General features: G+C 65.9%; 12 protein-coding genes. 7 read left to right on the top strand and 5 right to left on the bottom strand.

What is annotated here, in order from left to right; all coding sequences use genetic code 11:
* Positions 1-636 precede the first annotated feature (636 nt).
* From RCH07_RS07845 to RCH07_RS07830, 4 genes are all read right to left on the bottom strand, one after another.
* Positions 637-981, bottom strand: a complete 345-nt coding sequence (locus RCH07_RS07845) for a type II toxin-antitoxin system PemK/MazF family toxin (protein ID WP_326966905.1) — start codon at positions 979-981, stop codon at positions 637-639.
* Positions 978-1223: a ribbon-helix-helix domain-containing protein gene (locus RCH07_RS07840; RefSeq protein ID WP_326966904.1), complete on the bottom strand. Its 246-nt coding sequence runs from the start codon at positions 1221-1223 to the stop codon at positions 978-980. Before RCH07_RS07840 ends, RCH07_RS07845 begins: the two co-directional genes overlap by 4 nt.
* A gap of 123 nt (positions 1224-1346) precedes the next feature.
* Complete coding sequence (locus RCH07_RS07835; RefSeq protein ID WP_326966909.1) at positions 1347-1745, bottom strand: hypothetical protein; 399 nt, start codon at positions 1743-1745, stop codon at positions 1347-1349.
* On the bottom strand, positions 1678-1857 hold the full coding sequence (locus RCH07_RS07830; protein WP_326966903.1) for a hypothetical protein: 180 nt from the start codon (positions 1855-1857) through the stop codon (positions 1678-1680). The genes RCH07_RS07835 and RCH07_RS07830 overlap by 68 nt, the downstream gene beginning before the upstream one ends.
* A gap of 159 nt (positions 1858-2016) precedes the next feature.
* Here RCH07_RS07830 and RCH07_RS07825 point away from each other — a divergent pair, with 159 nt between their 5' ends.
* From RCH07_RS07825 to RCH07_RS07800, 6 genes are all read left to right on the top strand, one after another.
* On the top strand, positions 2017-2661 hold the full coding sequence (locus RCH07_RS07825; RefSeq protein ID WP_326966902.1) for a maleylpyruvate isomerase family mycothiol-dependent enzyme: 645 nt from the start codon (positions 2017-2019) through the stop codon (positions 2659-2661).
* 60 nt (positions 2662-2721) lie between these two features.
* A complete protein-coding gene (locus RCH07_RS07820; RefSeq protein ID WP_326966901.1) occupies positions 2722-3015 on the top strand; it encodes a DUF1905 domain-containing protein in 294 nt (97 codons plus the stop codon).
* 205 nt (positions 3016-3220) lie between these two features.
* Entirely contained in the window at positions 3221-3784 is a 564-nt protein-coding gene (locus tag RCH07_RS07815) for a hypothetical protein (protein WP_326966900.1), read from the top strand.
* 137 nt (positions 3785-3921) lie between these two features.
* Positions 3922-4602 (top strand): Maf family protein, encoded by a 681-nt coding sequence (locus tag RCH07_RS07810; protein WP_326966899.1) that lies wholly within the window; start codon positions 3922-3924, stop codon positions 4600-4602.
* Between the two features lie 124 nt (positions 4603-4726).
* A complete protein-coding gene (locus RCH07_RS07805) occupies positions 4727-6589 on the top strand; it encodes an acetyl/propionyl/methylcrotonyl-CoA carboxylase subunit alpha (protein WP_442784790.1) in 1863 nt (620 codons plus the stop codon).
* A gap of 34 nt (positions 6590-6623) precedes the next feature.
* Positions 6624-7355: a glutamine amidotransferase gene (locus tag RCH07_RS07800; protein WP_326966898.1), complete on the top strand. Its 732-nt coding sequence runs from the start codon at positions 6624-6626 to the stop codon at positions 7353-7355.
* Positions 7356-7590: 235 nt separating this feature from the next.
* Here RCH07_RS07800 and RCH07_RS07795 read toward each other — a convergent pair whose 3' ends face one another.
* Positions 7591-9003: an MFS transporter gene (locus tag RCH07_RS07795; RefSeq protein WP_326966897.1), complete on the bottom strand. Its 1413-nt coding sequence runs from the start codon at positions 9001-9003 to the stop codon at positions 7591-7593.
* A 290-nt stretch (positions 9004-9293) separates the two neighbouring features.
* Between RCH07_RS07795 and RCH07_RS07790 the strand changes: the two genes are divergently transcribed.
* Entirely contained in the window at positions 9294-10745 is a 1452-nt protein-coding gene (locus tag RCH07_RS07790; RefSeq protein ID WP_326966896.1) for an MFS transporter, read from the top strand.

The raw sequence follows: 10745 nt of genomic DNA, 5'->3' as shown, positions 1-10745 counted from the left end.
ACGCCCCGCCGGAACCCGCCGGCGGGGCATTTCTATGCCCGGCCCGTCATCACCGGACGTGACGCCGCCACAGTCAAATAACGCGACGGGTAACAACAATAAGGTCCGGACCACACTGCGTGCGTTGGGGTGCCGTCCGTCGTCCATGCCGGGCGATTCCTCGACATGGATGCGAAGGCCCGGTGAACTAGCCCATAGTGTCATCGGCGCGGGAGAAACGGCTTCGGTTCGGAGCCGGACCGTCGATGGCCGGACTGGGCGTGCTCTCCGTTGTCATGATTCTGGCCTCCGTACCGGACCGCAGGGCCGATGTCGCCCTGATCATAATCGGCGGCATGCAAGCCTTCGTAGTTCTCGGACAAGGAACGCTTGGGCCCGGAACGCTGGCGCTACCTGGCAGAGCATCGGCACGACACTCGGGATGACCAAGCAGGCAGCGCAAAAGCGATTCGCACCTCCCCTCGCCCCCGCCCTATGACGTCAACGCCATGATTGGCCACGCATGGCTATGGGATCCATTGTTCTTCATTTATTTGGGGTACAGCTTTGGTTTTATCACTCTGGTACTCGCGCAAGAGCTCAGCGGCAGTTGCGTAAGCCGGTCGGTACTGGCGCCTGCGCAGGCGGAATACGCGATCAGATGCCCATAGCCAGGCGGATGCCGGCCGCGACCTTGGAGAGTACGTAACTGGGCACGTGCCCGACGGGGTCCGGTTCGAGGAACTCGCGGCTGACCGGACCGATCTGCGACACCACCGCGACGGAGTCCTTGCCGAGACCGGAAGCGTCGACCGGTATCAGCACGTTACCCGGGAAGGCTTCCAGTGCGACGTTCGACGTCAGTGGCACGACGAGGACCGTCGTGATCTGGGTGGCAAGCAACCAATCCTCCTGCACGACAACGGCCGGCCGACGCTTTGCTGGTTCTGATCCGCGGGGCGAACCGAAGTCGACCCAAACGACGTCGCCGTGCGAGATCACCAGTCGGTGCGTTCGAGCATCGTGCGCGCCGACTCATGCAGGAACGGGCTGTCCGCGGAGGGCTGCCCGGCGCGTTTGATCACCGAGTTCGCTAGCGCCGTCAGTTCCGCTTCGCCCTCAAGCTCCGTGACAAGACGGCGGCCGGCGCGCCGGAAGAACTCGGACCGGTTCATGCCATGTCGCGCAGCGACCCGCTCGAAGCGTTCGAAGTCGCTGTCGGGAATCGAAATTGCGGTCTTCATGGTTCCGAGTATAACTGGTCATACCGAGAATTGTCGCTGAGAGAGCCCGCACCGGGACGGAAACTGCGGGTCCCTAAAGTCGGCCACTGCCGTTAAATCTCATGGTCCGGGCTTGATCGTGGCTTAAGGCCGGGTGACGTCGAGCAGGGCAAGGACAGCCTCCCCGTCCCCTTCAAACGCGATGTCCTTGCAGTTTTCGAGCGGATCTCCGCTGATGATGAGGGTTTTCCATGCTGATGTCGCGCTGTTGACGAGTGCGTCGAGGCTCCCGGTAGGGGCGACGCGGGAATCTGTAAGCTTGGGCGCGACCCGCCGACTCCGTGCGCTTTGGGCGAGCGGTCGCGTGTGTGCCCGCATTTCCAAGACGAGCGTATCGGGGCTCATATCGGCGTCGAGCGGTGGCCACGGTGAGCGAACTGCCCATGGCGACAGGGCGGTGTTGACGGTCTCGAGGTCACGCCCCCAGTCCGTAAGGTCGTACATTGTCGTGTGCATGGGCATGTGCAGTTTGCGGCGCACCACTGCCTGCCTCTTTAAGGTCCTGGAAGCGCGGGGAGAGCGCCGCCGGCCCGATCCCCGGGATGTCGCGTTGGGTGTCTACGAAGCGCTTGGGTCCAAGTATCAGTTCCCGCACGGTGACGAGCGCCCAGCGCTCTCCGATGAAGTCGAGCGCATGAGCTGAGGAACACCCGTCGTTGTACGTGCCGTAAGTTCTGCGCGACAGCGGCGCTGGGCCACCCTCACTTCATATCGTCTAATTGCCAAGAATGTCCGCTTTTGTTTTAGTAGTGAAATGAACTCGCGACTCGGCTCCGTCATCTGGCCTGTGGTGCACGACGAACGTCGGGCGCTGATTCGCGACCTCGAGATGCTGCGACCAGAACAGTGGCAGAGGCCCTCGCCTTGTCCCGATTGGGACGTTCACGACGTCGTGGCCCATCTCGTCGATACCGCGAAGACGACCCGCCTGGGGTTCGTCCGCAGCATGGTCGCTGTCGGCTTCGACTTCGACCGGGACAACGCCGCAGGGGTAGCAAGGGAACGCGCTGACGATCCTGGTCGCACGCTGGCTGAGTTTCGCGCCGTGCTCACTCGGACAACCGGCCCCCCGGCGCCGCTCGCCACTCGGCTGGTCGAAGCGTTCGTCCACGGGGAGGACATCCGCCGCCCTGTAGGTATCAGCCGCGACTACCCGGCCGCCCACGTAATCACCGCACTGAGCTACCAGCTAAAGACGACTGAGAAGATGGGAGGCGGCAAGGAACGTGCTGAAGGATGGCGACTGGTTGCCTCCGACGCGGCCTTCGAACACGGCACGGGCCAAGAGGTCCGCGGCCCCGCCATAGTCCTTCTGCTTGCCGCATCAGGACGGCCCGTAGCTGCGAACGAACTCACTGGATCGGGGGCCGCGGCCTTCGCACAGCGTTCTCGCTCCTGACAGTTACCTGACAGTGGGACCACCCCGGACCTATCAGGATCGACACGAGAAAGACCAACAATGACGAACACGAATAAGACCGCGCAGCCCATTGACACCACCTTCAGTGCGAACGTGATAACCGATGGAAACAGCGGCTGGCTCTGCGTGCAGATGCCCGACTCCGCCGAGTTCTTCGGCACAGGCAAGTCCGTCAAAATCGGAGGCACCGTCGACGGCCACGACTACGAGGCAACCATGCTGCCTGTGGGTGGCGGCACGCACATGATGCCACTCCGGGCTGCGTTCCGGAAAGTGCTGGCGAAGGACGTCGGCGACGAGGTGACTGTGCATCTAACGCGCCGCTTCGCGTGAGCAGCGGTGGCCGCGTGGGGCCCGGGGCATGTCTCCCAATAAGGTGCTCCAGATGGCGACGGCGTGCAGGACGGTCGCTGAGCGGACGGTTTCGGGTCCACCCGCATCGGGTCCACCCGCACTCGAATGGCGGCATGAGCAGCTTGCATGTTTCCGTGCGGGTGTCAGCGGTCTCGCTGGCGGTGAGCGGGTTGTCGCGACCGCATTGCCGTGGCATCCCAGTCTGTTCACCCAGCCCGTCGACGAAGTTGTGCGGGGCTTCGGGGCCTGGACCGCGCTGCACGCAATCGGTGTATTCGTTTTCATCCTGGCTCTCATCGGCGCTGCCGGCCTCGTCGCCAGCCACGAGAATAGGCTGGGCCGCCTGGGTCAGCCCGGGCTGATCGTCACGCTCGTCGGAGTGGTCGGGGCGGCCGGGCTTGCAGCGGCCGAGGCCATCGTGTTCCCTGTGCTGGCGACCCGAGCTCCGGAGCTCCTGGCGCTGGACGGGCCGCTGCTGAGTTCCCCGCTGTTCATCGGCACAGGCATCCTCGCGCTCGGCTGGCCTCTGGGGCTGGCGATGCTGGGCGCCGCTGCAGCACGGGCGGGTGACTTCCACCGCGCTCCCGGTCTACTGCTCGCGATCAGCGGACCGGCCTTCCTGGCCCTGGGCGGACCCTTCGTGCCTGTCGCAGGTCCGCTGTCCGCGGTCGTCTTCGGAGGAGCCCAGGTGTGGTGGGGGTGGCTGATGTGGCGCACGGCTGCCGTCCACACACCGATCCCCGACTGACCAGCGCCGCCAGGTGTGCGGACTTGCCACGCCAAAAAGGCTCAAGCAACGCGGGGTCACTTAGCGCCCATCCAAAGCCGCCGCATGGGCCGTACGTGACCCCGCGTTGCTCTACCGCGGTGGATTAGGCTGGAGCGGTGACCCGCCTCATTCTTGCCTCCCAGTCCCCCGCCCGCACCAAGCTGCTGACCGACGCCGGCATCCGGCACCAGATCCTCGTCTCCGATGTGGACGAGGACGCCGTCCAGGCCCGCTACGGCGTGACCGACCCGCACGACACGGCCCTGCTCCTGGCCCGCGCCAAGGCCGAGGCCGTGGCCTCGCTGCCGGAGGCCGAAGGCGCGCTGGTGATCGGCTGCGATTCGGTCTTCGAGTTCGCCGGCGAGGCGCACGGCAAGCCGTACACGGCCGACGTCGCCCGGGAGCGGATGCGCCGGATGAGCGGCAGCAAGGGTGTGCTGCACACCGGCCACTGGCTGGTCGACTGCAGAGACACGGAGGCCGACGGCGGCAACGAGGCAGGTGCCGGCTCCGGCGCGACCCTGGGCCACGTCACCTCAGCCGAGGTCCACTTCATGGAGATGAGCGCCGCGGAAATTGACGCCTACATCGCCACCGGAGAGCCGCTGCAGTGCGCCGGCTCGTTCACGATCGACGGCTATGGCGGGGCCTTCATCCGCAAGGTCGACGGCGACCCGCACGCCGTCGTCGGGCTGTCCATTTCCACCCTCCGCGGGCTGCTGGGCCAGGCCCGGGTAAGTATCACCGAGCTGTGGACAACCGGCGCCGCGGATCCCGCACTGATCCGCGCCGAGTGAGCTAATTCGCAGACCTTTGTAGCAACCCTACAAAGGTTGGGCGGTTTACGCGCGGAATCCGCAAGTACTATCGGCGGAACCCACAAAACCGCGCTAGGCTCCCTGAAGGAAAGAAGGAGACGCCTTGTCAGCAAATTCGGAGCAGTCCGCAAATCCCGTGCAGCCGTCAGCCCAGGCCGGCACCGCCGCAGTCACCCCGCCGGGTGCACGTCCGATGAGCAAGGTGCTGATCGCCAACCGCGGCGAAATCGCGGTGCGGATCATCCGCGCCGCACGCGATGAAGGGATCGCCTCCGTGGCGGTCTACGCGGACCCGGACCGTGACGCGCTGCACGTCAAACTCGCCGACGAGGCCTACGCGCTCGGCGGGAACACCGCCGCCGAGTCCTACCTCGTGATGGACAAACTGATCGAGGTGGCGCAGCGCTCCGGCGCCGACGCGATCCACCCGGGCTACGGCTTCCTCTCCGAAAACGCCGAGTTCGCCGCCAGAGTGATCGACGCCGGCATCACCTGGATCGGCCCCTCCCCCGCCTCGATCTCCGCCCTGGGCGACAAGGTCCAGGCCCGCCACATCGCCGAAAAGGTGGGCGCACCGCAGGTTCCAGGCACCGCCGACCCGGTGGAATCCGCCGAGGAAATCCTCGAGTTCGTGGACAAATTCGGCCTGCCCGTTGCCATCAAGGCAGCCTTCGGCGGCGGCGGCCGCGGCATCAAGGTGGCCCGCACCCGCGAGGAAATCCCGGAACTCTTCGAATCCGCCGTGCGCGAAGCCGTCGCCGCCTTCGGCCGCGGCGAGTGCTTCATCGAACGCTTCCTGGACGCCCCGCGCCACGTCGAGACGCAGTGCCTCGCCGACGCCCATGGCAACGTGGTGGTGGTCTCCACCCGCGACTGCTCGCTGCAGCGCCGCAACCAGAAACTCGTCGAAGAAGCCCCCGCCCCCTTCCTTACCGAAGAGCAGAACCGCCGGATCTACGAATCCTCCAAGGCCATCCTCAAGGAAGCAGGCTACCTCGGCGCCGGCACCTGCGAATTCCTCGTAGGCCAGGACGGCACCATCTCCTTCCTCGAAGTCAACACCCGCCTCCAGGTGGAGCACTGCGTCTCCGAGGAAGTCACCGGAATCGACCTCGTCCGCGAGCAGTTCCGGTTGGCCCGCGGCGAGGAACTCGGCTACGGGGACCCGGAAATCCGCGGCCACTCGATCGAATTCCGCATCACCGGCGAGGACCCGGGCCGGAACTTCATGCCCGCACCGGGCACCATCACGCGCTTGTTGAACCCCACCGGCCCCGGCATCCGGGTCGACTCCGGCGTGGAGCAGGGCGACATCATCAGCGGCAACTTCGACTCGATGCTCTCCAAGCTGATCGTCACCGGCGCCACCCGGACGCAGGCCCTGCAGCGCGCCCGCCGAGCCCTTGAGGAGATGGTGGTCGAGGGCATCCCCACCGTCATCCCGTTCGACCTCGCCGTCGTCACCGACCCCGATTTCGCCCCCGCCGAGGGCCCGTTCAAGATCCATACCCGCTGGATCGAGACCGCCTTCGTCAACGACATTCCCGCCTGGACACCCACCGGCACCGACACTGAAGCGGACGACGACGGCGGACGCCAGCGCGTCGTCGTCGAGGTGGGCGGCAAGCGCCTTGAAGTTGTGCTCCCGGCGTCGCTGGGCAACGGGACCGGCGGCACGGGCGGCGGCAGGCCGGCCAAGGTTAAGAAGCGTCCGCGCACCGGCGGCGGCGCGGTCGCGGCCAGCGGCAACGCCCTCACTTCCCCGATGCAGGGCACCATCGTCAAGGTGGCCGTCGCCGAGGGTGACCTCGTAGCCGAAGGCGATCTGGTGGTTGTGCTCGAAGCCATGAAGATGGAACAGCCGCTCACCGCCCACCGGGCCGGCATCGTGACCGGGCTGTCCGCATCCGCCGGCGAGACCGTCTCCGCGGGCGCCGTCATCGCCCTGATCGAGGACGCCGAATAGCGCACCGGCCGCGGCGAGGGGCAAACTTAGTTCTGTGAAGCCATTTCTGCTCCTCGCCTCCCGGGCCGAGGACGACGCCGCCGAAGACGAATACCGGGCCTACCTGCGCTATGCCGGGCTGGCCGCAGAGCAGCTGCACCGGATCCGGATGGAAGCCGCTCCCCTGCCTGAACTGGAGCTCTCCGAGTACTCCGGCGTGATCGTCGGCGGGAGCCCTTTCACCTCCAGCGACCCCGCCGGGCACAAGACCGCCGTCCAGCACCGGGTGGAGCGCCAGCTCGCCGCCCTGCTGGACCGGATCGTGGCCGAGGACTTCCCCTTCTTCGGCGCCTGCTACGGGGTGGGCACCCTGGGCCTGCACCAGGGCGCCGTGATCGACCGGACCTACGGCGAAGGGCTCGGCGGCGTGACCGTGAGTGTGACTGAAGAGGGGCTGGTGGACCCGCTGCTCAAGGGCCTGCCGCAGTCATTCACCGCATTTGTGGGCCACAAGGAGGCCTGCACCGTACTGCCGGGCCATGCCGTACTCCTCGCCAGCTCCGCCGACTGCCCGGTGCAGATGTTCCGGATCCGGACCAACCTCTATGCTACCCAGTTCCATCCCGAGCTCGACGCCGACGGGCTCACCACCCGGATCGACATCTACCGCCACGCCGGCTACTTCCCGCCCGATTCCGCGGAGGAGCTTATGGACCTCGCCCGGCAGCACAGCGTGACCGAGCCGATGAAGATCCTGCGGAACTTTGTGGAGCGGTACGCCAGGTAGGCCTGAGCCGGGGTGCAGGCGCGGGCGGGCGCGGGCGCGGGCGCGGGCAGGCGCGGGCAGGCGGATGCAGCGCCGTCGAGGTGAGACTTCGCGCCCATGTTGCGGGGAATCATGGGCGCGAAGTCTCACCTCGCGGAGCCGGTTGAGGGATTCAACCGGGAAGGGGCGTCGACGGCGGCCCCGACGGCGTCAGGCTCGCCGCCCCAGGCGCATCAGGCGCCTCGCCGAAGGAGCCTCAGGCTACGTTGTTCTCGTAGTCCAGGTCGCGGGTTTCCTTGCTCAGGAACAGTGCCACCAGCGTCAGAACGGACATGGAGGTAAGGTAGACGCCCACCAATCCGGGGCTGCCCTTCGCCATTTCCCAGAGCCAGACGGCGATGAACGGAGCCACGGCTGCGCCCAGGATGCTGGAGACGTTGTAGCTGATGGCGGAGCCGGTGTACCGGACATTCGTCGGGAACAGTTCCGGCAGCAGCGCACCCATAGGTCCGAACGTCAGGCCCATCAGGGAGAACCCGACGATCAGCAGTGCCATGGTGCCTACGAAGCCGCCGCTGAAGAGCGGGACGAACAGCAGGCCGAAAACGAAGATCCCTCCGGTCACGGCGAGCAGCATTTTGCGGCGGCCATACTTCTCCGCCAGCGGCCCGGAAACCAGGGTGAAGATACCGAAGAACACGACGCCGGCGATCAGCATCCACAGGAAGTCGTTGCGGGTGAAGCCCAGCCCGGGGACGAACCCGGCTGCCGCAGTCTCAGTCATGGGCTTGCCCGCCTTCTCCGCGGCGGCCTTGGCGGCATCCAGGCTGGCTGCCCGGGTGCCGTAGGTCAGCGTGAACGTGGTCATCAGGTAGAAGAGCACGTAGGTGGCAAGCATGATGAACGTGCCCAGGATGACCTGGCGCCAGCTGGTCTTGAAGACCCGGGCGAGCGGCAGCTTGGCGACCTCCTTGGACTCAAGCACCTTGGTGAACGCCGGAGTTTCGATCAGCTTCAGCCGGACGTAGAGGCCGATGATGACCATAACGGCACTAAGCAGGAACGGCACACGCCAGCCCCATGCCATGAAATCCGCCGGCGACAGTGCGTAGCTGAAGACCAGGAAGATCACGTTGGCGATGATAAAACCGATCGGCGCACCCAGCTGCGGGAACGTGCCGTAAATGGCCCGCTTGTTCGCCGGGGCGTTCTCGGTGGCCAGCAGGGCCGCGCCGCTCCACTCACCGCCAAGAGCCAGGCCCTGGGCGAACCGCATAACAACCAGCAGCGCCGGGGCCCAGAATTCCCAGCCCGGGACGAGCGCCGTCGGCAGGCAACCGATCAGGAAGGTGGCGATGCCCATGGTCAGCAGCGACGCCACCAGGGTGCCCTTCCGGCCGAACTTGTCACCGAAGTGGCCGAACACGATGGACCCGAGCGGGCGGGCGACGAACGCGACGCCGAAGACTGCGAAGGAGCTCAGCAGCTGGGTGGTTTCGTTCTGACCCGGGAAAAAGAGCCGGGGGAAAACCAGGACGGCGGCGGTGGCGTACACGTAGAAGTCGTAGAACTCAACGGTGGTGCCGACCAGGCTGGCCACAATGACGCGGCCTCGCGAGTTCACCGGCGGGGCGGACCCCTGCTTCGAAAGGTTAACAGTGGATGACATGTAGTAGCACTTTCATAAAGACCGGAGTGGCGGCGCTTGAGACCGTCCGGCTAGAGGATTCGTATATGTCTGATAATAGTTCCAGCTGTCCATTCAATGGACAGATAGTCCACTATTTGGACATCTGAGGTTGTCTCACGTGGTGGTCATCACATTACGCCAAACTTTGCCCCTCACGCCTCCACAAACGGGCCGATAGGCAAACGTCACAGCACGTTAACAAACCGCGACGGTCCCGGAAACGCGGCTTGCCTACTTTGGAAGGACAACATCCCCCAAGGAGGTCACCTGTGACTGCTGAACAATCCGCAGATACCCGCCCCGCCGCGGCCCCCGTCCCTAACCAGCCCGTCCTCGACCAGCCCGTCCCTAACCAGCCCGTCCTCGACCAGCCCGTCCTCGACCACCGCCCCGGCCGCTGGATCGCCAACTGGGACGCCGAGAACAAGGAACAGTGGGAGTCCCAGGGCCGCAGCATCGCCCGGCGCAACCTCAACTGGTCCATTTTCGCCGAGTTCCTGGGCTTCGTGGTCTGGCAGCTCTGGTCGATTGTGGTGGTCCAGCTGCCCGCGGCCGGCTTCACCTTCACCACCTCGGAGATCTTCTGGCTGATCTCGATGCCCAGCCTGGTGGGAGCCACCCTCCGGATTCCCTACACCTTTATGGTCCCCCGCTTCGGCGGCCGCAACTGGACCATCGTCTCGGCCCTGCTGTTGCTGATCCCGTCGATTGGGCTGGCCCTGTGCGTCGCCAACCCGGAGACCCCGTTCGGCACCATGCTGTTCGTGGCGGCCCTGGCGGGCTTGGGCGGCGGCAACTTCGCCAGCTCGATGGCCAACATCACGTTCTTCTACCCGGCCCGCGAAAAGGGTTGGGCGCTGGGCCTGAACGCCGCCGGCGGCAACCTCGGTGCCGCCGTCGCACAGCTTGCGGTCCCGATTGCCATCACACTCCTGGCCGCAGGCACCGTCAACCTGCCCATGGCAGGCCTCATGTGGGTCCCGCTGATCCTGCTCGCCGCGTTCGGCGCGTGGAAGTATATGGACAACCTGACCAGTGCCAAGGGCGATGTTGCGGGCTCCCTCGCCGCGCTCAAGGAACCGCACCTGTGGATCATGGCGCTGCTGTACATCGGCACTTTCGGCTCCTTCATCGGTTTCGCCGGCGTGTTCCCCAAGCTCATCAAGGACTACTTCCCGGCGTTCTCCTCGATCGGCGTCGGCACCGTGGCGCTGTCGCTGGCATTCCTTGGCCCGCTGGTCGGCTCGCTGGCCCGCCCCTACGGCGGCCGGATGGCCGACCGGATGGGCGGCGCCCGGATGACGGTGGCCGCGTTCGCCGCGATGGCCGTCATCACCCTCACCATGATCTGGACCCTGCCGCTGAAGAACTTCTGGCTCTTCCTTGGCCTGTTCCTGCTGCTCTTCACCGCCAGCGGCTTCGGAAACGGCGCCACGTACCGGATGATCCCCATCATTTTCGCCACCTCCAGCCGGGCAGCTAAGGCCGGCGCCAGCACCGTGACCACCCAGCGCCTCGCGTCTTCGGCGTTGGGCCTGATCTCGGCCATCGGCGCGTACGGCGGGTTCGTTATCCCGCAGGTGCTCAACGCCTCCAACAGCGCCAGCGGCTCCTACACCCCCGCGTTCTACGGCTTCGTGGGGGCCTACGTCCTGATGCTGACCGTCTGCTGGGCCTGCTACATCCGCAACGCCAACCGCAACGCACTGGGACACGTCTAA

Origin of the sequence: Arthrobacter sp. CG_A4 (assembly GCF_035985125.1) — a bacterium.
GTDB lineage: Bacteria > Actinomycetota > Actinomycetes > Actinomycetales > Micrococcaceae > Arthrobacter.
Note: the sequence above shows the minus strand (reverse complement) of the source record. Positions and strands in the feature narration are given on the sequence as shown.

Coding starts and splice junctions, on each gene's coding strand:
- RCH07_RS07840 (WP_326966904.1), bottom strand. CDS start 1,223: ATGAAGACCGCAATTTCGATTCCCGACAGCGACTTCGAACGCTTCGAG.
- RCH07_RS07825 (WP_326966902.1), top strand. CDS start 2,017: ATGAACTCGCGACTCGGCTCCGTCATCTGGCCTGTGGTGCACGACGAA.
- RCH07_RS07820 (WP_326966901.1), top strand. CDS start 2,722: ATGACGAACACGAATAAGACCGCGCAGCCCATTGACACCACCTTCAGT.
- RCH07_RS07795 (WP_326966897.1), bottom strand. CDS start 9,003: ATGTCATCCACTGTTAACCTTTCGAAGCAGGGGTCCGCCCCGCCGGTG.